Annotated in this window: 31 protein-coding genes; 22 read left to right on the forward strand and 9 right to left on the reverse strand. The window is 23.4% G+C overall.

Annotated elements, in window-relative coordinates:
- Nucleotides 1-115: 115 nt before the first annotated feature.
- The 13 genes from ACQH26_RS05305 (at nt 116) to ACQH26_RS05365 (ending at nt 8,401) form a co-directional block, all read left to right on the forward strand.
- On the forward strand, nt 116-349 hold the full coding sequence (locus ACQH26_RS05305; protein WP_425383041.1) for a J domain-containing protein: 234 nt from the start codon (nt 116-118) through the stop codon (nt 347-349).
- The gene (locus tag ACQH26_RS05310) at nt 346-714 is read left to right on the forward strand and encodes an ankyrin repeat domain-containing protein (RefSeq protein ID WP_425383088.1); all 369 of its coding nucleotides are present in this window, start codon (nt 346-348) and stop codon (nt 712-714) included. Before ACQH26_RS05305 ends, ACQH26_RS05310 begins: the two co-directional genes overlap by 4 nt.
- Before the next feature lie 97 nt (nt 715-811).
- Nucleotides 812-1,069, forward strand: a complete 258-nt coding sequence (locus ACQH26_RS05315; protein WP_425383042.1) for a hypothetical protein — start codon at nt 812-814, stop codon at nt 1,067-1,069.
- A gap of 220 nt (nt 1,070-1,289) precedes the next feature.
- Nucleotides 1,290-2,273: a signal recognition particle-docking protein FtsY gene (gene ftsY / locus ACQH26_RS05320; RefSeq protein WP_425383043.1), complete on the forward strand. Its 984-nt coding sequence runs from the start codon at nt 1,290-1,292 to the stop codon at nt 2,271-2,273.
- A complete protein-coding gene (gene ylxM, locus ACQH26_RS05325; RefSeq protein ID WP_425383044.1) occupies nt 2,266-2,580 on the forward strand; it encodes a YlxM family DNA-binding protein in 315 nt (104 codons plus the stop codon). The genes ftsY and ylxM overlap by 8 nt, the downstream gene beginning before the upstream one ends.
- Before the next feature lie 15 nt (nt 2,581-2,595).
- Nucleotides 2,596-3,423 (forward strand): TIGR00282 family metallophosphoesterase, encoded by an 828-nt coding sequence (locus ACQH26_RS05330; RefSeq protein ID WP_174480992.1) that lies wholly within the window; start codon nt 2,596-2,598, stop codon nt 3,421-3,423.
- A gap of 30 nt (nt 3,424-3,453) precedes the next feature.
- The gene (locus tag ACQH26_RS05335; protein ID WP_425383045.1) at nt 3,454-4,011 is read left to right on the forward strand and encodes an alpha/beta fold hydrolase; all 558 of its coding nucleotides are present in this window, start codon (nt 3,454-3,456) and stop codon (nt 4,009-4,011) included.
- Nucleotides 4,012-4,061: 50 nt separating this feature from the next.
- Nucleotides 4,062-4,430, forward strand: coding sequence for a hypothetical protein (locus tag ACQH26_RS05340; protein WP_425383046.1), 369 nt, complete (start codon nt 4,062-4,064; stop codon nt 4,428-4,430).
- Between the two features lie 11 nt (nt 4,431-4,441).
- Nucleotides 4,442-5,623, forward strand: a complete 1,182-nt coding sequence (gene metK, locus ACQH26_RS05345; protein WP_425383089.1) for a methionine adenosyltransferase — start codon at nt 4,442-4,444, stop codon at nt 5,621-5,623.
- An 813-nt stretch (nt 5,624-6,436) separates the two neighbouring features.
- Complete coding sequence (locus ACQH26_RS05350; RefSeq protein ID WP_425383047.1) at nt 6,437-6,898, forward strand: hypothetical protein; 462 nt, start codon at nt 6,437-6,439, stop codon at nt 6,896-6,898.
- 113 nt (nt 6,899-7,011) lie between these two features.
- Nucleotides 7,012-7,248: an IS630 transposase-related protein gene (locus tag ACQH26_RS05355; RefSeq protein ID WP_425382715.1), complete on the forward strand. Its 237-nt coding sequence runs from the start codon at nt 7,012-7,014 to the stop codon at nt 7,246-7,248.
- Nucleotides 7,249-7,412: 164 nt separating this feature from the next.
- Nucleotides 7,413-7,901 carry an IS630 family transposase gene (locus ACQH26_RS05360; protein WP_425381862.1) on the forward strand — a complete coding sequence of 163 codons (489 nt, stop codon included), beginning with the start codon at nt 7,413-7,415 and terminating at the stop codon, nt 7,899-7,901.
- A gap of 203 nt (nt 7,902-8,104) precedes the next feature.
- Nucleotides 8,105-8,401 (forward strand): hypothetical protein, encoded by a 297-nt coding sequence (locus tag ACQH26_RS05365; RefSeq protein ID WP_425382741.1) that lies wholly within the window; start codon nt 8,105-8,107, stop codon nt 8,399-8,401.
- A gap of 65 nt (nt 8,402-8,466) precedes the next feature.
- Here the strand turns inward: ACQH26_RS05365 and ACQH26_RS05370 are convergent, their stop codons facing one another.
- Entirely contained in the window at nt 8,467-8,955 is a 489-nt protein-coding gene (locus ACQH26_RS05370; RefSeq protein WP_425381862.1) for an IS630 family transposase, read from the reverse strand.
- 40 nt (nt 8,956-8,995) lie between these two features.
- Entirely contained in the window at nt 8,996-9,355 is a 360-nt protein-coding gene (locus tag ACQH26_RS05375) for a helix-turn-helix domain-containing protein (RefSeq protein WP_425381863.1), read from the reverse strand.
- A gap of 454 nt (nt 9,356-9,809) precedes the next feature.
- On the opposite strand from ACQH26_RS05375, the gene ACQH26_RS05380 reads away from it, so the two are divergent.
- Genes ACQH26_RS05380 through ACQH26_RS05390 form a run of 3 tightly spaced genes read left to right on the forward strand, consistent with a single transcriptional unit; the run spans nt 9,810 to nt 12,604 of the window.
- Nucleotides 9,810-11,051: a hypothetical protein gene (locus tag ACQH26_RS05380; RefSeq protein ID WP_425381864.1), complete on the forward strand. Its 1,242-nt coding sequence runs from the start codon at nt 9,810-9,812 to the stop codon at nt 11,049-11,051.
- The gene (locus tag ACQH26_RS05385; RefSeq protein ID WP_425381865.1) at nt 11,002-11,751 is read left to right on the forward strand and encodes a hypothetical protein; all 750 of its coding nucleotides are present in this window, start codon (nt 11,002-11,004) and stop codon (nt 11,749-11,751) included. Before ACQH26_RS05380 ends, ACQH26_RS05385 begins: the two co-directional genes overlap by 50 nt.
- Before the next feature lie 22 nt (nt 11,752-11,773).
- Nucleotides 11,774-12,604, forward strand: coding sequence for a hypothetical protein (locus ACQH26_RS05390; RefSeq protein WP_425381866.1), 831 nt, complete (start codon nt 11,774-11,776; stop codon nt 12,602-12,604).
- A gap of 2 nt (nt 12,605-12,606) precedes the next feature.
- Here the strand turns inward: ACQH26_RS05390 and ACQH26_RS05395 are convergent.
- A protein-coding gene (locus tag ACQH26_RS05395; protein WP_425381867.1) for an IS3 family transposase occupies nt 12,607-13,727 on the reverse strand; the annotation gives its coding sequence in 2 pieces (ribosomal slippage) (nt 12,607-13,457 and nt 13,457-13,727; 1,122 coding nt in all).
- A 299-nt stretch (nt 13,728-14,026) separates the two neighbouring features.
- Between ACQH26_RS05395 and ACQH26_RS05400 the strand changes: the two genes are divergently transcribed.
- Nucleotides 14,027-14,251, forward strand: a complete 225-nt coding sequence (locus ACQH26_RS05400; RefSeq protein WP_425381868.1) for a hypothetical protein — start codon at nt 14,027-14,029, stop codon at nt 14,249-14,251.
- Nucleotides 14,252-14,259: 8 nt separating this feature from the next.
- Here ACQH26_RS05400 and ACQH26_RS05405 read toward each other — a convergent pair whose 3' ends face one another.
- Nucleotides 14,260-14,439 (reverse strand): hypothetical protein, encoded by a 180-nt coding sequence (locus ACQH26_RS05405; RefSeq protein WP_338987463.1) that lies wholly within the window; start codon nt 14,437-14,439, stop codon nt 14,260-14,262.
- Between the two features lies 1 nt (nt 14,440).
- On the reverse strand, nt 14,441-14,746 hold the full coding sequence (locus ACQH26_RS05410) for a hypothetical protein (protein WP_425381869.1): 306 nt from the start codon (nt 14,744-14,746) through the stop codon (nt 14,441-14,443).
- Between the two features lie 273 nt (nt 14,747-15,019).
- Between ACQH26_RS05410 and ACQH26_RS05415 the strand changes: the two genes are divergently transcribed.
- On the forward strand, nt 15,020-15,229 hold the full coding sequence (locus tag ACQH26_RS05415; protein ID WP_425381870.1) for a hypothetical protein: 210 nt from the start codon (nt 15,020-15,022) through the stop codon (nt 15,227-15,229).
- 269 nt (nt 15,230-15,498) lie between these two features.
- On the opposite strand, the gene ACQH26_RS05420 is transcribed toward ACQH26_RS05415, so the two are convergent.
- Complete coding sequence (locus ACQH26_RS05420; protein WP_425381871.1) at nt 15,499-16,335, reverse strand: IS630 family transposase; 837 nt, start codon at nt 16,333-16,335, stop codon at nt 15,499-15,501.
- Nucleotides 16,336-16,606: 271 nt separating this feature from the next.
- Between ACQH26_RS05420 and ACQH26_RS05425 the strand changes: the two genes are divergently transcribed.
- The 3 genes from ACQH26_RS05425 to ACQH26_RS05435 all read left to right on the forward strand — a co-directional run bounded on the left by ACQH26_RS05425 (nt 16,607) and on the right by ACQH26_RS05435 (nt 19,550).
- Nucleotides 16,607-17,101, forward strand: coding sequence for a transposase family protein (locus ACQH26_RS05425; protein ID WP_425381872.1), 495 nt, complete (start codon nt 16,607-16,609; stop codon nt 17,099-17,101).
- A 178-nt stretch (nt 17,102-17,279) separates the two neighbouring features.
- A complete protein-coding gene (locus tag ACQH26_RS05430) occupies nt 17,280-18,407 on the forward strand; it encodes an Mbov_0401 family ICE element transposase-like protein (protein WP_425381873.1) in 1,128 nt (375 codons plus the stop codon).
- A 22-nt stretch (nt 18,408-18,429) separates the two neighbouring features.
- Nucleotides 18,430-19,550 (forward strand): IS3 family transposase gene (locus tag ACQH26_RS05435; RefSeq protein ID WP_425381874.1). Its coding sequence is split into 2 segments (ribosomal slippage): nt 18,430-18,700 and nt 18,700-19,550, totalling 1,122 coding nucleotides; the frame shifts between segments, so codons are not numbered across the junction.
- 77 nt (nt 19,551-19,627) lie between these two features.
- Here ACQH26_RS05435 and ACQH26_RS05440 read toward each other — a convergent pair.
- Nucleotides 19,628-20,062, reverse strand: a complete 435-nt coding sequence (locus ACQH26_RS05440) for a hypothetical protein (RefSeq protein ID WP_425381875.1) — start codon at nt 20,060-20,062, stop codon at nt 19,628-19,630.
- A gap of 148 nt (nt 20,063-20,210) precedes the next feature.
- Between ACQH26_RS05440 and ACQH26_RS05445 the strand changes: the two genes are divergently transcribed.
- Complete coding sequence (locus tag ACQH26_RS05445; RefSeq protein ID WP_425381876.1) at nt 20,211-20,807, forward strand: ankyrin repeat domain-containing protein; 597 nt, start codon at nt 20,211-20,213, stop codon at nt 20,805-20,807.
- A 128-nt stretch (nt 20,808-20,935) separates the two neighbouring features.
- On the opposite strand, the gene ACQH26_RS05450 is transcribed toward ACQH26_RS05445, so the two are convergent.
- Both ACQH26_RS05450 and tkt read right to left on the reverse strand, forming a co-directional pair.
- A complete protein-coding gene (locus ACQH26_RS05450) occupies nt 20,936-21,169 on the reverse strand; it encodes a YneF family protein (protein ID WP_425383090.1) in 234 nt (77 codons plus the stop codon).
- 16 nt (nt 21,170-21,185) lie between these two features.
- Complete coding sequence (gene tkt / locus ACQH26_RS05455) at nt 21,186-23,192, reverse strand: transketolase (RefSeq protein ID WP_425381877.1); 2,007 nt, start codon at nt 23,190-23,192, stop codon at nt 21,186-21,188.
- Nucleotides 23,193-23,233: the final 41 nt, after the last annotated feature.

Here is a 23,233-nt window from a genome sequence, read left to right on the forward strand (position 1 = left end):
ATCAAATTAATGGTCAAATATGTATACTTTATTTGAAAACTAAATATAGTTTTTAACTCATTACTTTATTTTAAAGTAAATGGGTTTTTTATTTTGAAAGGAGAAAAAAAGAATTTTGAAAGATGAATCATTAATTTCTAATTATTATGATATATTAAATTTATTACCAACAGCATCAGTAGCAGAAATTAAAAAAAAATTCAAACAGACTGCTCTAAAAACTCACCCAGATAAAAATAATAATCCTCAATCAAAACTTAAAATGCAAGAATTGAATGAAGCAAAAAGAATATTAACAGATGAAAACTTAAGAAAAGTTTTGATCAAAAACTTTTTATTTACTTTTTAAAAAATGGTAATAATAAGGTAGTTATTTATTTTCTTACTAATAAAATAAATAATTTAAATATAAATGAAAAAGATAATTCTGGTAATACTCCTTTACATTATGCATGTTTTCATAATTTTTTAGAAACTGCAGATCTATTAATTAAATATGGCGCTAATATAAATGTCAAAAATAATAGAGATAATACTCCTTTATATTATGGTATAATGGGTAATGCTGATTTAAAATTTATTAATTTATTAGTTGAAAAAGGTGCTAATTTTATTGAGAAAGATAAAATGGGTAATGATAGTTTATCTTTTGCCAAAGATTTTTCAAAAGATAAGAAAGTTTCTGAATTTTTTTTAAAAAAATGAAAAAATTAAGAATAAAAAAAATCAACAAATTTTATTAAATATAACTAAAAGAATTACCAATATTGAAAGAGATATTACACGTTTTGAACAGAAAAAAATAAATTCAGTGTTAAATTATATTATTATTATTTTTACTTTTGGTTGTGTTAATAAGAACAAAGATATAAATAAGGATATTTTAATTAAGACTGATCAACTTAAAAATTTATTATTAGAAAAAGAAATTGCTAATAATGAGAAACATGTATTTGAAGAAAAAATCAACCGATTAAGTTTTAATAAAACTAAAAAAATAAATGCAATGGATTTACAAAATCAACCTTCAACAAGTGGATATAAACCATCAAATTCATCATGTATTTAATAAAACAAGTTAAAAAGATTGCTTTTGCAATCTTTTATTTTTAGCTAAAATCAAGAAAAATTGATTGATATTTTTTGGATTTATTATTAAATTAAAATATAATAAATTACTTATTAAATAAAACTTTTAAATCGTACTATTAATATTTTAATAAAATTAAAGTATTAATGTCATAAATAACTAGTTATTTATTGGTATAATAAACAATGTAGGTGAAAATATGGCATTTTTTAAAAATTTAAAGACAAAATTATTTGGTCAAAAGACAACTAAATATGATCAGGGCCTTAAAAAGTCAAGAATATTATTTGCATCTAAAATTAAAGCATTAGCAGCGCGTTATCATCAACTTGATGAACAATATTTTGAAGAATTAACTGAAGTATTAATTTTAGCAGATGTTGGATACAAAATGGCAGAAACTATTACTGATGAAATTCGTCATGAAGCCAAAATCCAAAAATTAACAAAACCAAAAGATATTAATGATATTATTATTGATAAAATGTTTGTTATTTATACTGATGGTCAGTTGGTTTCTACAAGATTAAATTTTAGTAGTAATAATATTTCGTTATTTTTAGTTGTTGGTGTTAATGGTAATGGTAAGACAACATCAGCAGCTAAATTAGCAGCTAAATTAAAGATACAAGGTAAAAAACCAATTCTAGTTGCTGCTGATACTTTTCGTGCTGGTGCAGTTGAACAATTACAAATTTGAGCAGAAAGAATTGGCATTCCTTGTTATTTAGGAACACCAAAGCAAGATCCGGCTAGTGTTGTTTATGCTGGAATTGAAGCAGCTAAATCTGAAGGTTGTGATGTTATTATTGTTGATACGGCAGGAAGATTAGAAAATAAAGTTAATTTGATGCAGGAGTTAAAAAAGATTAATAAAATTATTACTCAGAAATTAGGACATGAAGCTAATGAAACATTGTTAGTAATTGATGGTACAACTGGACAAAACGGTATTAATCAAGCGCAAGAATTTATGAAAATTGTTTCTTTGACTGGCATTATTTTAACAAAAATGGATGGCACTGCTAAAGGTGGTATTATTCTTGCTATTAAGGAAGAATTAGATATTCCTGTTAAATTAATGGGTTTTGGTGAAGGTATTAATGACTTGGAAGAGTTTGATTTAGATAAGTATATTTTTAGTTTAACAAGTGATTTGTTTGTGGAGTATGAAAATGAATAGTTTAGAAAAACAAGTTTTATATTATAGTTTATTTGCTTTTTATAGTACATTATTAACAGCAAAACAAAAACAATATTTTACAAATTACTTCATTAATAATTTATCTTTACAAGAAATCGCTGATTTACAAAAAGTATCACGAACGGCTGTTCATGATAGTCTACAAAAAGTTATTATTTTATTAAATAAATATGAAAGTAAGTTGCATCTTTATGAAAAATATAAACAACGACAAGTAATATATGAAAAATATACGGAAAAGTATAATTTTATTAAAGTTTTACAAGAAATTGATAAAATAGAATAAAGCAGGTGGAAATTAATGAAAATTTTAATAATTGGTGATATTTACAGTATTGTTGGTAGACAAATGGTTAAATATTGAATTCCTAAAATAAAAAAGGAATATGAAAATCAATTTAAGATTGATTTAGTAGTTGCGAATGGTGAAAATACTACGCATGGTAAATCATTATGTAAAAAACACTATGATGAATTAAAAAATGCTGGTATTGATATTATTACTACCGGTAATCATATTTTTGGTCATCCTGATGTTGCTAAGTATATTAATACAACTCCCGATTTATTGCGTCCTTTAAATTATAATCCTTATCATCCAGGTAATGGTACAATTTTAGTTAAAGTTGGTAATAAAAAAGTGCGTGTAACAAATTTAATTGGTCGTACTTTCATGGATAAATCTGATAATCCTTATTTTGCTCTTGAACAACTTATTACGATTGATAAACAAAATAGTGAAGAAAAAAGTGACATTCATATTATTGATTTTCATGCTGAAGCAACAGCGGAAAAGTTATCTTTTGCTTGAAATTTTGATGGTCAAGTTACTTGTGTGGTAGGAACTCATACTCATGTTCAAACAGCAGATAATCGTTTATTACCAAAAGGTACCGCTTTTATTAGTGATGTTGGAATGACAGGTCCGTTTTATTCTATTATTGGTGCTAAAGCTGAAGAAGTTATTATTCGTGATAAAAAAAGTATGCCGGCAAAATTTAGTCCAGCAGATGGTGAAGGTCAATTTTCAGCTGTTTTATTAACTATTAATGATGAAACAAATAAAGCACAAAAAATTGAACGTATTTTTATTCATCCACAAGCACCTAATTTTAAAATTTACGAATAATTACAAATATAGGAAAGGACTAACTTTAACATGATATGAAACAATGCTAATTTTTTTACTGATCAAAATGGTTTATATTCGATTTTAATTGGGATTAGTATATTAATAATTTTAAGAATTTTATTAATGGCAAAAATTAAAGACAATGTTCATCTACAACAAGCTGCTGAAATACGAGAAAAGGTAATTATTTTACGTGATGGTTATGAAGTAAAATTATTTAAGCAAATGAGTGATAAAAGTACAGTCATTATTATTGGTGCTCATGGCTTGCAAGGTCAAAAAGATGATTTTAAATTACTAAGTTCTTTTTGTAAAAAATCACAACTATCTTTGATTACTTATGATCGAAGAGGTAATGGTAAAAATGGACAAGATTGAAAATTTAAATCATTAGGTACTGATATTAATGATTTAAAAGATATAATAAGTGCAGTAAAATCTAAATATCCTAATCAAAAAATTATTGTTTTTGGTGAATCATTAGGCGCAGCTATTGCTAGTTATGCTGTTAAAAATAATTCACAAGTATCAGCATTAATTACTAGTAATTTAGTAACTAAAAAAATCTTTATCAATTTTCATTAAGTTTTATTATTTGTTTTTGTTTTGCTTTTATTTTTAATTCTAATATTCAAATGCCAATCTATGTTGAAAATCAAGATATTTCTAGTAATAATGCTCATATTACTAATATAAATCAAAGATATAGTAATCGTCAAAATTGATCATTACGTTTTTTACTACAATTTAAAAAAATTAATAAAAAAAGTATAATGGAAATTAGTAATTCAAAACTTCCAACGTTAATCTTGCAAAGTGCTGATGATGTATTTAGTGATTTTCATCAACTTAAAATTAATAAAAAATATTGGAAGAAACATCATAGTTATGTTTTTATTTTTGATGGTAAACATGCTTTAATTAATGAACCTAATATTAAAGATATATTTGATAATGAAATTATGCCATGAATTACAAAAAATATTTTACTTGAGAAAGGTTAAAAAATATGAAATTAATACCTAATATTACCCATCCTCTTTTTACTAGTGAGTCTGTTGCTCCTGGTCATCCTGATAAGATTTGCGATCAAATTGCTGATGCAATTTTGGATGCTTTTTTAAAACAAGATCCACATGCCAAAGTAGCATGTGAGGTTTTTATTACTACAAATTTTGTTTTAATTGGTGGTGAAGTTCATAGTCACGCTCAAGTTGATTATCAAGCAATTGCGCGAAAAGTTATTACTGAAATTGGTTATATAAATGATGAAATTGGATTCAATGGTTTTACTTGTGAAATTAAAGTGTTAATTCATGAACAATCACCTGATATTTTACAAGGTGTTGAATTAAAAAATCATCAAATTGGTGCTGGTGATCAAGGAATAATGTTTGGTTATGCATGTCAGCAAACATCAGAATATATGCCATTAGCAATTGTTTTAGCACATGAATTAATTAAACGAGCTACAAAATTACGAAAGGAAAAAAAATTTAAGTATGCACTTCTTGATATGAAAGCGCAAGTTACTATTGATCAAGAAGACCCTAAAAATTTAAAAATACATACTATTTTAATGAGCATTCAACATCAAGCAAATTATGATGAAAAACAATTTAAAACATTTATTCATACAGAAATTATGCAATATATTGCTAATAAATATCATTTAAATCTTGATTTTAAATATTTAATTAATCCAACCGGTAAATTTGTAATTGGTGGACCTGCTGGTGATACTGGTTTAACAGGAAGAAAATTAATGGTTGATACTTATGGTGGAGCTGCTTGTCATGGTGGGGGAGCTTTTTCAGGAAAAGATCCCACTAAAGTTGATAGAACGGGTGCTTATTATGCTAGGTATATTGCTAAAAATATTGTTGCTGCTAACTTAGCAAAGATTTGCGAAGTACAATTAGCTTATGCAATTGGAACTCCTGAACCAATTGCAATATTTGTTAATACTCATCAAACTATTATTTCCGGTTTAACAGAGGCAAAATTAACAGAAATAATTTATCAAGTCTTTGATTGTTCTGCTAGTGCTATGATTGATAAATTAGAGTTATTTAAACAAAATTATCAACAATTATCAACTTATGGTCATTTTGGTAGAAATGATTTACAATTACCTTTACCTTGAGAGAAATTAGATAAAGTTAGTTTATTGAAAACTTATTTACCAAAAAAATAAGATGGGGAGAAATATTTTATGTTTTTAGAAGTAATAGCTACATCTTTAAAAGGGACGGTTGTCAAATTTACGAAATAATTAATTATCATATTAGTAACTTATTTCCAATATTACCATTTCAAAATGATGATAGACAAATTAAATTCTCTTTAACCCTTATAACCTACGTATTTTAAACAAATCAAATTATTAAAGGAAAAAGACAAGAAATAATCTTGTCTTTTTTTGTAATTGTAAAATTTTAAAATTTTTAATAACCGTCTTTAACGCTATTATCAACACGTGTTAGGGAACTAAAAAAGTGAACTACAATACAGTTGTTAAAAATAGTAGCTAAAACATGTGGACTTGCATGGATAAATAAAAAGTGGAGTGATACCTAATAAAATATACTAACCATTTAATGGTAATTCTTGGGGTGGGAGCGAATTGGAAACTAGTATATATAGACCTGTTGTAGGGACCTATTGTATTAATTCTATTCTTTATTTAACCAACCTTGCCACTCCCCAGTGAGCAAGTGTTGGTTTTATTTTTTATTTTTTTTGAAAAAATTTTTGGGTGAGAAAATAAATTTCAAACTTGTAAAAAAAATTGAGCGGTGCCGGTTCAATTAAAATATTAATTTATTAAACATAAATTAAATAAATATTGAATCGAATGCCTCGATTTATTTTTAAAATTTCACAATTTATTTTTGAGCCCAGAATTGCTGGAATGAATAAAACGAATAGTAGTATTATTAATAATCTAAAAATCAAATTATATGTTCTTTATGCTAGAAGCAACAGAACATATTAAGAAAGGATTATTATGCAAATAGAATTTAAAAAAGAACAAATTGTTAAAGATAAACCACAATCTATTCTTATTGATTATATTGAATATAAATTATCGCTTCCAAAATGAATGATTAAAAATAATTCTTTTATTGTTGATAACAGTTACACATATTGAGTTTTTAATTTAGAAAATATTAAAAGAGAATTAAGTGGTAATGAATTAATAAAATTATTAGAACCATATATTAAAGACCAAAAAATAACTATTAATAAACCAACCGCTCCAAAAGAATATTATCTTAATGATATAAAACTTGAACCACTAACATTTTATGAACAGCATAATAGTTGATTTATGGGTGAAATAACAGATAACAAAACTAAAATTACTAATCCTTGTTTTAAATATAACATTACGTGAGAAGAAAACAGAAAAGGTTTTAAAATAAATAATCCATATAAACATGATGGTTTACCAATTAATTATAGCTAACTAAAGTAATATTTACTCATAAATAATGTAAAATAATAATATGTAATTTAAACAGTTTTTGAATTTAAAAGTACAATTCAGCAATAATTAAAATAGATTAGGAAGATTAAATTATGCCAAAACCATACAGTGAAGACTTACGAAGAAAAGTAATAGAAGCTTATGAAAGTAAAAATATGAAAATTAAAGAAATTTGTAAAGTGTTCAATATCACTAGAAAGACTTTATTTTTATGAAGAAAAAGAAAAAAAGAAACTGGGCATATAAAACCAATTTTGAATTATCAAAAAGGACATAGCCACAAAATAAAGGATTTAGATGAATTAAAAAAATTATTTAGCAGAAAATAAAGATGTTACAGTTCAAAAAGTAATTGATAAATTTGGAAATATGACTAAAGAAACAGTTTATAACTATTTTAAAAAACTAAATTATACATATAAAAAAAACTTTTCTATATGAACAAAGAGATAAAAATAAACAAGAAGATTTTTTAAAAGAAATAGCTAAAATAATGAATGAAGATTTAGTATATATTGATGAATCTGGAATTGATGATAATGAATTTTATAAATATGGTTGATCTGAAAAAGGTAAAAGATTATTTGATAATAAACCCGCATATAAAATAAAGAGAATGAGTATAATTGGTTCACTAAATAAAGGTAAATTAAAAGCCTTATGAGCATTTGAAGGACATTGCAATAGTAAAATTTTTGAATCATATGTTAAAAATAAACTAATTCCAGTATTAAAGCGTGGACAAATTATAGTTTTAGATAATGCAACGTTTCATAAATCTAAATTAACACAACAATTAATTGAAAATGCTGGATGCAAACTATTATTTCTTCCGCCATATTCTCCTAATTTAAATCCAATTGAACATTTTTGATTTGCTATAAAACATAATATAAGAAAAATATTACCAAATTATTGACCAAATATTAAAAAAGCGATTGATTTTGTTTTTCAAGATATGAGTAAACATTACTTTAGTTAGCTATATATAGTTACTTCTTATAAGGAAATTTCAACTCATAATGAAAAAGTATTTTTGTTGAACATGTAAACAACATAAATTAGATTATTTATTCTTTAATACTAATGATATAAAAACAAGAAAATATTTTTTAAGAGATAAAAATAGTAAAGCAATTTGTTATGACTGTATTTTAAATATTAGGTTAAGTAGGAGGTATAAATATGGATAAAGAAAAACCATTTTCTTGCAAAGACCAAAAAAATATTAATGAATATAATAAAAAACTTAGTAAAGCAATAACAAAGGAACATTTAAATAATATAGAAAAATTAAGAGAAAATTTTAAAAAAGAAGTAATTACTCAATATAAGGAAAATTTAATTAATTATCTTGAAAATGAATTTATGGAATTACTTAAAGATGATATTAGTGATGTAATTAAAATTAATATTAGTAATTGAAAACTTAAATTAATAATGAAATTACAAGAAAAAATTCAAAATGGTGACTTTGAATAATGCAATATGACTTAATTATTGGTATTGATCCCGCTGGTATTGGTAATAATAGAATTGTTATATAGCTAACTAAAGTAATGTTTACTCATATCTTGAAAAACAAAATCAATCGCTTTTTTAATATTTGGTCAATAATTTGGTAATATTTTTCTTATATTATGTTTTATAGCAAATCAAAAATGTTCAATTGGATTTAAATTAGGAGAATATGGCGGAAGAAATAATAGTTTGCATCCAGCATTTTCAATTAATTGTTGTGTTAATTTAGATTTATGAAACGTTGCATTATCTAAAACTATAATTTGTCCACGCTTTAATACTGGAATTAGTTTATTTTTAACATATGATTCAAAAATTTTACTATTGCAATGTCCTTCAAATGCTCATAAGGCTTTTAATTTACCTTTATTTAGTGAACCAATTATACTCATTCTCTTTATTTTATATGCGGGTTTATTATCAAATAATCTTTTACCTTTTTCAGATCAACCATATTTATAAAATTCATTATCATCAATTCCAGATTCATCAATATATACTAAATCTTCATTCATTATTTTAGCTATTTCTTTTAAAAAATCTTCTTGTTTATTTTTATCTCTTTGTTCATATAGAAAAGTTTTTTTTATATGTATAATTTAGTTTTTTAAAATAGTTATAAACTGTTTCTTTAGTCATATTTCCAAATTTATCAATTACTTTTTGAACTGTAACATCTTTATTTTCTGCTAAATAATTTTTTAATTCATCTAAATCCTTTATTTTGTGGCTATGTCCTTTTTGATAATTCAAAATTGGTTTTATATGCCCAGTTTCTTTTTTTCTTTTTCTTCATAAAAATAAAGTCTTTCTAGTGATATTGAACACTTTACAAATTTCTTTAATTTTCATATTTTTACTTTCATAAGCTTCTATTACTTTTCTTCGTAAGTCTTCACTGTATGGTTTTGGCATAATTTAATCTTCCTAATCTATTTTAATTATTGCTGAATTGTACTTTTAAATTCAAAAACTGTTTAAATTACATATTATTATTTTACATTATTTATGAGTAAATATTACTTTAGTTAGCTATATAATCCAGTTTATACTATTCAAGAGTTTATTATAACTGATAAAAAATTGCTGGTGTACAAATACAAACCTTTAATGATAGTGCTAATATAGTAATTTTATCAGTTCAACATGCAAAATGGATTACTATTTATACTGGAAAAGGTAATTTAAAAGGTAATGTATGAAAATTAGAAGAATTACAGGAATAATACTATGTTTTTTAAAATTATAAAAATTATTTTAGGTTTAATAGGAGTTTTATTATCTTCTGCAGTTGCTGGTTTAATTATATTTATTATTGTAAAAATTGTATTAAAAATTAATCAAATATTTTAGAAAGGTGGTGAATATTATGTTAGGTAGATTTTTTAGAAAAGATAAAAGTAATATTAGTGATAATCAAAATGAAAAAATAAAATTTTTAACTAATAAAAATAAAAGTACACATGCTTCAATTTTAAATTATTTTGGATTTAATGATTTTAATCATGAAACATATTTTACTGATTTTGTAGCAGAAAATAATGCTAATTTATATAATGCTCCATTAGAAATAAATAATAAAACTATTAAACAATATTTAATTCAACAAGAATTTTATAGAAAAAATTGAAATTCTATTTTTAAATTAAGTAAATTAGGAATTAGTGGTTATTTAATTTTTATTGCTAATGATGATTTATATTTTCAAGTCGTTGATATACAACAAAGAGTTTATGATATTACTGGTAAATTAATTCAATGCACTATTTTTTATGATAGTTATGAACAAAATGCACAAATGGTAAGATTATTTGAAATTTATACATTAAATAATGAACAAGTAACTATTAATCGTGCAATTTATAGTATTAGTGATAATAAAAAACAATTTCCATTAGATTTTAAATCATTTATTAATAATCCTAATCTATTACAAGAACAAACACTAAATATTAATTATATACCAATATCAATTATGCGAAATAAAGCAAATGAACTAGCAGATTGTGAAAAAGTAATGGATAAAATTAAAGCATTAGATGTTATTTATGAACAAATTGTTTTAGATACTATTTTAAACTCACCTAAATTTATATTTAGTCAAACTTATGGGAATGTTCAATCAACATTAGAAGAAGCAGTAAGAACATTAGTTACTAAAAACTACATATTTAAAAGTGGTGGAGATAATAATGAACAAAACGAAAATATCAATATGACAAATAGTAATTTTAAAGGTAAAAATTTAACTGATATATATGATTGAAATGTTAATGAAATATTTAAACGTTGTGGCATTCATATACCAAGTCAAAAAAAATCTGCACAACAATCAGTTCCCGAAAGTACAGCAGTAAATATTTCAACTATTAATTATATTGAACAAAAATTATGACAATTTAATATTGATATTCTTAAATTTATTCAAATATTAGTAAGTGTAGATAAAGATTTATTAAATAGTAAAACATTTAATATTAATGATGAACAAGAAATTAATAATTTAACAGTTAAATTAAAATTATTTAATCCAGAAAATAACCAATTAATAGGAGAGAACAATGGAAAACAACAACAAACCACAAACGAAGTTTCCACAGAAACAAACTAAACTTAATCAAGCAGAAGTAGAAAATGATTATTTAATTGATAATATTCCTTATGATTTTACTAATATGATGGGTGCTACTAGTGACCCAGATATTAATAGAGCATATGATGAATTTAAAAAAAGAACAATATATATTTATGAAATTGAACGTTTATTTAAAAATAATGAAAATAATAGTTTAAGATTTTCAGCAAATACTATTAAAATTGGTTTTATTGATATTGATAAAGTGTTAAAAACTACTGCTGTTGAAACATCTGACTTTACTATGCAATTAAATCAAAGAGCTAGCACCAATATTAATGATAATACAATTGAATATAGTATGACTGATATTAAAAATTTAATATTTCAAGAAATAAATTTATTAAATCAATTTAAATTATATGCAGTTAGTATTAATGAACCATTAACTGAAAATAATATTGATAATTTATATATCATTAATAACTATTCACAACCTTATCAAAATCCAAAATCAAGAAGTACAAAAAGTATTACTATTATTAAAATTAAAGATTTTAAAACAAGAGATGGTTATCCAATCATTATTAAATTACAAAAACCATTAGATAAAGATACCAAAGTTATTGGTTTAAAAATTAAAGCCCCTAGAAGCATGATTTTTGGCAATATAAAGGTACTTGGTGAAGTTGACAATATGGAAGGAAGTATACCCAAAGTTATTTGTCAAAGATAAGATAGCATTTCCACTATTATCAATGCCTATTGAAACTCAACCAAAAGTTAGAATATTACAACAATGATTTAGTGAACAAATATTACCTTGAAATTTAGCAAAACAATTTATTGGGCAAGAAAAATCAGTTTTAGATTTAATTGCTATTGGTGGAGGAACTGAAACAAGAAAAGAAATTATTAATAATGCAAGAGTAACTAATGCTAAAATTGGTTATGATGTTACTAAAAATTCAAAAGTATGACCATTATCTGATGAATTAGAATTAAAAGATAAAAAATTAGAATCATGATTTTTAGTCGGTAACTATAATTTATTTATTTCTACAACAAATAAATTTCATGATGTTGAACTAGAAATAAAAGATAGACCACCAATTGATAGTTTACAAAAAGTATTATTAGATATGCTTACTTATACATATAGTTATAACAGAAATTTTGATGGTGCAATATATGAAAATGGAAATTGAAAAAGTAAAATTGCTGAATTAAGGTTAAAATTCGAAGGACAAAAACCAGAAGATGTAATTACTAATTTATTTAAACAATGAAAATTAGATTATCCTAATTATATTAATTTAGAACAAGTAAAAATACTTAAACAAATAATTATTATGTTATCAAGTAATATTTATTCAAATATGTCAATTAATAAAGGTTTGAATGATGATAATAAAATATTATTACCATATTATTTTGAACTAAAATCTAATCCAATACATACTAATATTGGTGAAGTTTGAGAATTTAAAGATGTGAAAGTAGTATTAAAATCTAAATATTTTGATTTTACAGATGTAAATAATATTAAATTAAAAAATAATGATATTTGGAATAGCAACACTTTTTAGGACTATTTTTTGGTAGACATTTGTTTTTGATAATTAACTGGAGTTAAGTAGTTTAAAGTGCTGTGGATTCTTATGTTGTTGTATCAATTGATGTAATCAAATAATTCTAATTTTAATTGGATTAATGATCTAAAATTTTTATCATTAATAAATTCAGTTTTGAAAGTTTTAAAAGTTGCTTCAGCAACAGCATTGTCATAAGGACAACCTTTTTTGCTTAAAGAGCGAGTAATATTGAATGCTAGTAAAAGTTTATCAATAATTTTATTATTAAATTCATTACCACAATCACTATGAAATATTTGAATATCTTTTAAACAGCGATTTGATTGCATAAATGCTTGATGTACTAATAAGGCATCTTTTCTAGTACCTACACTATGTCCAATAATTTCGCGGTTAAATAGGTCAATTAATAAGCAAATATAGTTTCATTTACCATTAACTTGAACATAAGTTAAATCACTGACAATAACTTCATTTTTAAGCCTATTATTAAAGTTTCTATTCACAAGATTAGTGATTTTTTCATCATTTACTTTGTTATTATGATTTTTGAATGATAATTTAGTGTATTTTGATATTAAATTATGCTTATTCATAATTTCTTTAATTTTTCGTCTTGATAAATAAATTTCTTGGTTTTCTAATATTACTTTTAATCTTCTTGTTCCATAAACACATTTATTTTCTTTAAAAGCACTAATAATAGCTTCATCATAAATATTATTTTGAATTTTATTTTCTTTTTTCTTTAAATTAAAATAATATGTTGATTTAGAAATTTTTAAAAAATGACACATTGTGCGAATTTTATATTTAAACTTATTGTTTGTAATAATTTCTATTTTCTGCCTATTATTAGTGCTGCTTGCTTTAAAATATCATTTTCCATTCTTAATTGTTTTAATTCTTTTCTTAATTTAATTAATTCATTTTCTTCAACAGAACGATTATCTTTAGCTTTAAAACTACCTGAATTAGTAAATTGCTTAATTCAATTATAAGTAGCTGCTCTTGTAACATTATATTCTTTAGCAAGGTAAGATACTGATTTGCCGCTTTGATATAAAGCTACTATTTGTTTTTTAAATTCATCGGTATATGAATTAATATTGGCCATAATTATAGTTCCTTTCTTTCAACTAATTTGTTCACTTGTCTACGTAATTAGTGTCCAATAAAGTGTAACCCATCCATATTAGTCAGAATGAAGTATTCAAACTAGATGATAATCAATTTAACTGACTATCTATAACTAATGAACTAGAAAGTAATAATATTCCATCATTAATTCCTGCTGATTGAACACTGGGTAATGGTGAATATGGAAAATATTTTACAAAAGCAATTATTGATAAAAATAAAATTGAAAATTGTTTTAATTTATATGGTTCAAATAAATCTCAACTATTTTCTAAATTGGAATTTTATAAAAAAATATTAAAAATAGATAATAATAATGAATTTGAATTACAAATTGAAAACCTGATTAATAACTTAAATCGGGTAGAAATTAGTGGTATATTCGGTGCTGGTAATTATGATTTAATTTTAATAACAGATAAGCAAGAAATAAATTTAAATAATATTACTTTATTTGATAAATACAATGAAAATATTTCTTATATAAATTTAGAAATTTAATTATCAATTTATCAGTCAAAATAATTTTTTGGATATTTACCATCTCATTTTATATCTTGTTCATGGATTTTATGAGAAGAAAAATATAATGAAAATATTTCTGGAGCTGTTGTTTTATCAACTCAAATTGGATATTTACCATAAATTATACTATGATTTGGTTTTTCATAAGAGAAAATGGATTCCATATTATGGGTAAGCACCCCACATGATTAATCCTATTGTTCCGGTTGTAGCACCAGTTAGTGCTAATGCTAATGTTATTTTACTTAAATTTGTTTTTATTCATGTTTTCATAATAAATTTCTCCTTTTTTATTTTGTTATTTTTTCTTAACTCTTCACAAGTTTTTAATCATTTTGGTAATAATTCATGTTCTAAATTAATTGCATGATTTTCACAAAGAAAAAGACTAAATGTTGTTGATTTTAAATCTAATAATACAATATTACTTCATTTGTTATTACAATTTTTACTTTGACAAATAACATTCATTTTGTAAAATCTTTTTTAAAGATTTCAAATTATTTACAACTTTTAATGATTTTTCTTCATTCATCATAACTTACTCCTTATTTTTTAACATTTTATTGTTTAATTGTAACCATTTTTTGATATTTTTACAAGTATGCTTTTAAACGTAAAATAACGCCTAAATTAAAGGCGTTATTTTATGATACCTATACTATAGACTTACTGCATAACTAGTTAACTTTTCATTTTTTTGTTATTATTAAAATAAAATTTGAATAGTTAACGATAAATTTTATGACATATTTTGAATTAAAAGATAAACCGGATCAATATTTTCGTAAAATAGTTGGTATTAATAAACTAGTTTTTAATGAAATTTTAAATATTTTATTAGATCATCAAAATCTAAAAAATACCACTGGTGGAAGGCCATATAAAATGTCAATAGAAGATAGACTAGTAATGACTTTAAGATATTTATATGAAAATCGTACATATAGCTAACTAAAGTAATGTTTACTCATATCTTGAAAAACAAAATCAATCGCTTTTTTAATATTTGGTCAATAATTTGGTAATATTTTTCTTAGAACCTGTTTAGGATCTTTTTAATAGAATTTAACTAAAACAAGAAATAATCATTTATAAATAGGTACTTAACCAATAATTTATTTTCTTTTTCATTTTTTTGTTAAAAAGATTTTATCATTTGAAAACTTATCGACTAAAAATCTATTTTTTATTATAAAATAACCATTATAATATAAATTTTATTAAAAATTAATCAAAAAAGATCCTAAACAGGTTCTTATATTATGTTTTATAGCAAATCAAAAATGTTCAATTGGATTTAAATTAGGAGAATATGGCGGAAGAAATAATAGTTTGCATCCAGCATTTTCAATTAATTGTTGTGTTAATTTAGATTTATGAAACGTTGCATTATCTAAAACTATAATTTGTCCACGCTTTAATACTGGAATTAGTTTATTTTTAACATATGATTCAAAAATTTTACTATTGCAATGTCCTTCAAATGCTCATAAGGCTTTTAATTTACCTTTATTTAGTGAACCAATTATACTCATTCTCTTTATTTTATATGCGGGTTTATTATCAAATAATCTTTTACCTTTTTCAGATCAACCATATTTATAAAATTCATTATCATCAATTCCAGATTCATCAATATATACTAAATCTTCATTCATTATTTTAGCTATTTCTTTTAAAAAATCTTCTTGTTTATTTTTATCTCTTTGTTCATATAGAAAATTTTTTTTATATGTATAATTTAGTTTTTTAAAATAGTTATAAACTGTTTCTTTAGTCATATTTCCAAATTTATCAATTACTTTTTGAACTGTAACATCTTTATTTTCTGCTAAATAATTTTTTAATTCATCTAAATCCTTTATTTTGTGGCTATGTCCTTTTTGATAATTCAAAATTGGTTTTATATGCCCAGTTTCTTTTTTTCTTTTTCTTCATAAAAATAAAGTCTTTCTAGTGATATTGAACACTTTACAAATTTCTTTAATTTTCATATTTTTACTTTCATAAGCTTCTATTACTTTTCTTCGTAAGTCTTCACTGTATGGTTTTGGCATAATTTAATCTTCCTAATCTATTTTAATTATTGCTGAATTGTACTTTTAAATTCAAAAACTGTTTAAATTACATATTATTATTTTACATTATTTATGAGTAAATATTACTTTAGTTAGCTATATCATAGTATTGGTGCTGAGTATGATATGGTTGATACTACTGCTTTACGAAATATTCGTTCAATTGAAGACATTTTAATAAATAATAATAAGTTTAATAATTTAACAAATAAAAATATTTTTTTAAAAAGAAGAATTCAAAAATAAAATTTTGATAATTGATGTAACAGAAGTAGAAACAGAACGACCAAAATATAATCAAAAAGATTGATTTTCTGGCAAAAAATGAATGCATACTGTTAAGTTTCAAACCATAATTAATGCACATACTAATGAAATTTTAAATATTTTTCCTGATACTGGTAAAAATCATGATTTTAAAACTTTTAAAAATTCAAAGTTAGAATTTTTGTCAGAAACTGTAATTCTTGCAGATAAAGGTTATCAAGGTTTACAAAAAATTCATAGTAATACATTTTTACCCATTAAAACTAGTAAAAATAATCCTAAAACAAGTAAAATTAAAATTTTTAATAAGATTATTAATAAAACTCGCAGAAAAATTGAACATGTTTTTGCATTTTTAAAATGTTTTAAAATTATTGGTTATAAATTTAGAAAAGGTAGAAAACGAATATTTTTAAGATTTAATTTAATTGCAGGATTTTATAATTTATCATTAAAACTTAAAAACGTTATGCAGTAAGTCTTATTAATTATATTGAAATTGTTTATTATATTTTAAATATGAAAGCATTTTTTAAAATATTTTTTATTTTATTTAAAATAACACTTATATATTTATATAATAATTAAGTAAATTAATTTTTTAAATATATTTACAATAAATTTAGATTTTTTTAAAATAGTTAGGAGAAGTAAATGTGAATTTTAATTATAAATGAAATTTTAGAGAACAAAGTGCAAAAATTGATAAATTAGTTTTAGAACATATAACAAAGAAATGAGAAAAATGAGATTGAAGAATAAAAAATACAAGAGATAAAAAGAAATATAAAATTGTTGATTATCAATATCGAACAAGAAAAATAATGTATGGATTAGTAACTTATAAAAGAAGAATTTATGAATATTTTGATGAAAAATTACAAAAATGAGTTCGTGTTTGTTTAGTTGATGAATGACTAGAATTACCTAAATATAAAAGAATTGGTGAAGATATTGAAGACACTATTATTGAAAATTTTGCTGATGGAAAAAGATATCGTGATATTTGTGCTATTTGTAAAAAAGCAGGTATTAGTGTTAGTAGTGTTCATAGAGTTTTTAAAAATTTTGAAATAGTTGAAACAAATCCAGTAAAAGTAAAATTAGAAAAAAATCAACCTATTTTTGTAGCAATTGATGATAGTCATCGAAAATTTTGAAATTTTAAACGTAAAGGTATAAAACACTCTATGCGTTTAATAGTAACATATACAGATAATATTAATCACAAAGTACAAAATAAAAGAGTAAAAGCAATTATTAGACCAACAAAAACAAAAATTGGAGTTAAAAAAACTGCTGAATTTGTTAAAAAACATTGTCAAAAATTTTATGAAAATATTGAACAAGCAAAAATTATTATTTGTGGTGATAGTGCAGGATGAATTAAAGAAGTTGCTGATTATTTAGGTGCACAGTTTGTTTTAGATAAATTCCATTTAATTAGAACATTATATCTTGGTATAATGGCTGGAAATAAAGGAAAGTATGTAAAAGAATATAATCATTGTAAAAATTTTATTACTAATGGTCAATATGAACAATTAATTGATTATTTATATAAAGAATTAGATAATCATAAAAAATTAAAGAAAAAATATTTTAAAAATAATAAACAAGGTATTGAAAATCAAGGTGCAAAATGAAATATTGGTTGTTTTACAGAAACAAATATTTGACATGTTTTAAAAGAAATGCTTGGTAATAGAACATATAATATTTTAATTTATTGGATGGGTTACACTTTATTGGACACTAATTACGTAGACAAGTGAACAAATTAGTTGAAAGAAAGGAACTATAATTATGGCCAATATTAATTCATATACCGATGAATTTAAAAAACAAATAGTAGCTTTATATCAAAGCGGCAAATCAGTATCTTACCTTGCTAAAGAATATAATGTTACAAGAGCAGCTACTTATAATTGAATTAAGCAATTTACTAATTCAGGTAGTTTTAAAGCTAAAGATAATCGTTCTGTTGAAGAAAATGAATTAATTAAATTAAGAAAAGAATTAAAACAATTACGAATGGAAAATGATATTTTAAAGCAAGCAGCACTAATAATAGGCAGAAAATAGAAATTATTACAAACAATAAGTTTAAATATAAAATTCGCACAATGTGTCATTTTTTAAAAATTTCTAAATCAACATATTATTTTAATTTAAAGAAAAAAGAAAATAAAATTCAAAATAATATTTATGATGAAGCTATTATTAGTGCTTTTAAAGAAAATAAATGTGTTTATGGAACAAGAAGATTAAAAGTAATATTAGAAAACCAAGAAATTTATTTATCAAGACGAAAAATTAAAGAAATTATGAATAAGCATAATTTAATATCAAAATACACTAAATTATCATTCAAAAATCATAATAACAAAGTAAATGATGAAAAAATCACTAATCTTGTGAATAAAAACTTTAATAATAGGCTTAAAAATGAAGTTATTGTCAGTGATTTAACTTATGTTCAAGTTAATGGTAAATGAAACTATATTTGCTTATTAATTGACCTATTTAACCGCGAAATTATTGGACATAGTGTAGGTACTAGAAAAGATGCCTTATTAGTACATCAAGCATTTATGCAATCAAATCGCTGTTTAAAAGATATTCAAATATTTCATAGTGATTGTGGTAATGAATTTAATAATAAAATTATTGATAAACTTTTACTAGCATTCAATATTACTCGCTCTTTAAGCAAAAAAGGTTGTCCTTATGACAATGCTGTTGCTGAAGCAACTTTTAAAACTTTCAAAACTGAATTTATTAATGATAAAAATTTTAGATCATTAATCCAATTAAAATTAGAATTATTTGATTACATCAATTGATACAACAACATAAGAATACACAGCACTTTAAACTACTTAACTCCAGTTAATTATCAAAAACAAATGTCTACCAAAAAATAGTCCTAAAAAGTATTGCCATTCCATTATATTAAAATGGTTATTTTTAAATGTAATAAGATAAATTTAGAAACATAGTTTTAATGAACATAGTAATTATTAATTATTTCACAATTTTGTATTGCATCTCAAAAATTATTATTGTTTATCTTTACTTTTAAACCAATAATGAAAAAAGTTAATGATAAAGTTATTATTGCTAAAATTGGTACTAAAATTACACAAAAAATAACTCCAATTTGTAATTGAATTCAATTGTAATAATTTCCATTACAATTAGTTATTGAACATACAGATTTGGGAGAACAACCTAAAATATGGATTATACTGGTTCTACTTAATATTCCAAATCCATTTTTTTCTAGGTTTATATATTTTTTTGTTAATAAATTGTAAATATGAGAATGATAATCACAAGAACCTATAATAGTTAAACCTATAATCATAATTAAAATAGTAAAAATAAATAATAATACAGTTAATAACTGTAATTTTTTCAGTGTTTTAATTTTCATCTTTAAATTCTCCTTAACTTTACTTCATAAGTTTAACATTTAACAAACTTAATTATAAGTATTTTAGTTGCAATTAATTGAAAAAAATTATATTATTTAAATACAATTTCATAAAAATCCAAATTATTTCTTGTCTAAGCATAATAAGATGAAATATGAAGTAATTTATTCCGGATTTTTGACAATCTCCCATTATCAACTTATAGATTCCATTAAAATTTTAATAGAAAATGGCGCTAATATCAACCACGCAAACCAAAATGGTGATACAGCCTTGCATTTAGCTGCTAAAAATGGACTAGCACAAATAGTTAATACTTTACTAATAAATAATGCAAATATTCATTTCATAAATCAAAATGGTGATACGGCTTTGACAATCATTATTAATGATAGTTTATTTTATGATAAAAACATAAAAAATATATTAGAAAACATATTTTATCAAGAATATGAAGAATATATTACAAATAAGGCGAAAGTAGAAATTATTAAATACAGGCCAGAATTTTCAAATAACTCATTATTTCATGATATTAAAGATAATATATTAATACATTTAAATACAAATAATTCAGTAAAAAATATAAAAGAAAATTTAATATTAATTGGATTAAAAATCGATAAGAAAAAAATTTTAAAAATTGAACAAAAAATAAAGAAAATATTTAAATGTAACATTAATAAATTAAATACTAATCAAGAAAAAGAAAAAAATGACAGAAAAAAATTAAACAAGAATTAAAAGAAGAAAATTATCCACAAAATAAGCCATCAACAAGCGGATATATAAAACATTAAATTTATCACAAATATAATGAATAAAAATAGTTACCATTATGGTAACTATTTTACAATTTATATTTAATAAAATTATCGTTTTTTAGTAGTACTTTGTTGACGTTTCATTGCTTGCATTACTGATTTAATTTGAGATTCAGTAGGTTTACGCCCCATTTGTAAATACATTGCACGAATCATATTTTCATTAATAGGAGGATTTTTCTGTAATTGTTTTTCGAAAATCTTCTTAGTAACAATAAAACCAACTAATCCACCAATTAACGCACTAGCAATGCCAATGATTAATACTGCTCATCAAACCATCATTATTAATTTCTCCTTACTTACTGTTTAAAAACTTATTAATTTTATCACACACTTGATTTGATGTAAAGCCATATTTTTCTAGTACTACCTTATCAGGAGCAGAAATACCAAAAGTACTTACGCCAATAACAAAACCATTACCTGCAACATATTTATATCAACTATCTTTAGAACCCATTTCAATAGCAACTTTTATAATATCATTAGGTAAAATTTTATTTTGATATGTTTTATCTTGTTTATCAAAAATAAAAGTAGAAGGCATTGAAACTACACGAACATTAAGTTTTTGATCATTTCATAGTTGCTCTTGACTAGCAATAGCTAATGAAACTTCACTACCGGTAGCAATAATAATTAAATCTAAAGCTTTACTACTATTCTCTTCACTAATAATATAAGCACCTTTTTGAACTGCCTCAATATTACTATTTGCAAGTTGTGGTAAATTTTGTCTAGTAATAATAATAGCACTAGGGTTAGTTTTGCTAGATAATGCCATTAAATATGCACCAATTGTTTCTTTTGTATCAGCAGGGCGAATTACATTAAAATTAGGAATAGTTCTTAACATTGTTAGTTGTTCAACTGGTTCATGGGTAGGACCATCTTCGCCAACTGCGATACTATCATGACTAAAAATAAACAAAGATGGAATTGACATTAAAGCTGCTAATCGTAATGCAGGCTTTAGATAATCACTAAACACAAGAAAAGTAGAACCAAAAGGAATTGTGCCTTGATGTAACGTCATACCGTTAACAATAGCTCCCATTGCAAATTCTCTTACTCCATAATGAATATGTCTTCCTGAATGATCAAGAGGTAAAAAGTCTTTATCTGTTACTAATGCTTTAGTTGAGCCAGCTAAATCAGCACTACCACCAATTAATGTTGGACAATGAGCTGATAAAAGTTTTAAAATATTACCAGAGTCTACTCTTGTTGCTTGTGGATTTACTCCAATAATTGAAGTTCAATCAATTTTATTTAATTGATAATCTTCATTAAAAATTTCATTTTTCAATGCTGATTTAATTTCATTATACAATTTTGGATATAATTTTGCATATTTTTCAACTTTTTGATTTCAAACTAATTCTATTTTAGAACCATGATTAAGTGCTGTTTGTGTGAAGTAAGTACTTACTTCTTTTGGAACAGTAAATTCAGGATATTCTCAGTTTAAATTTTTAGCAACTGTTTTAATATCTTCCATTAAAGGAGACCCATGAACACTGGGTGTTCCTTGTTTACTAGCTCCATAACCAATTATAGTTTTAATTTCAATTAAAGTTGGTTTATCACTAAGTTTTGCTTTTTTAATAGCTTCAGAAATAAGTTTATCATCTTCACCATCTTCAACTTTTAAATAATTTCACTCTAATGCTTGAAGACGCATTTTTAAATTTTCTGAATATACTAATTTAACAGATGAATCTAATTGAACATCATTTGAATCATATAAAATAATTAGTTTATTTAATTTAAAATGTCCAGCAAAACTAAGTGCTTCTTGCGCAATACCTTCTTGTAAATCACCATCACCACAAATTGCATATGTATAATGATCAATAATATTAAGATCTTTTTGATTATATTTAGCACTAAGAAAACTCTCAGTAAGCGCCATTCCAACAGCATTAGCGATACCCTGACCTAATGGTCCAGTAGCCGTCTCTACTCCATAGTCTAAATGATATTCGGGATGACCAGGTGTATTACTATTTAATTGACGGAATTGTTTTATATCATTGATTGTATATTTATAACCAGCATGATGTAATATTGAATATAATAAAGCACTACCATGACCTGCTGATAAAACAAATCGATCACGATTAAATCATTTTGGATTTTTTGGATTAAAAGATAAATGATTTTTGAATAAAGAAAAAGTCATTGGTGAAGCACCTAAAACAATACCAGGATGGCCACTTTTAGCAGCATTAACTGCTTGTACTCCTAACATACGAATTGAATTAATAGTTAATTTATCTAAATTAATTTTATTTTCCATAATTTCTCCTTAAATTTTTAATAGTTATTATTTAATATAAT

Origin of the sequence: Spiroplasma endosymbiont of Melieria omissa (assembly GCF_964031175.1) — a bacterium.
GTDB lineage: Bacteria > Bacillota_I > Bacilli_A > Mycoplasmatales > VBWQ01 > Spiroplasma_E > Spiroplasma_E ixodetis_A.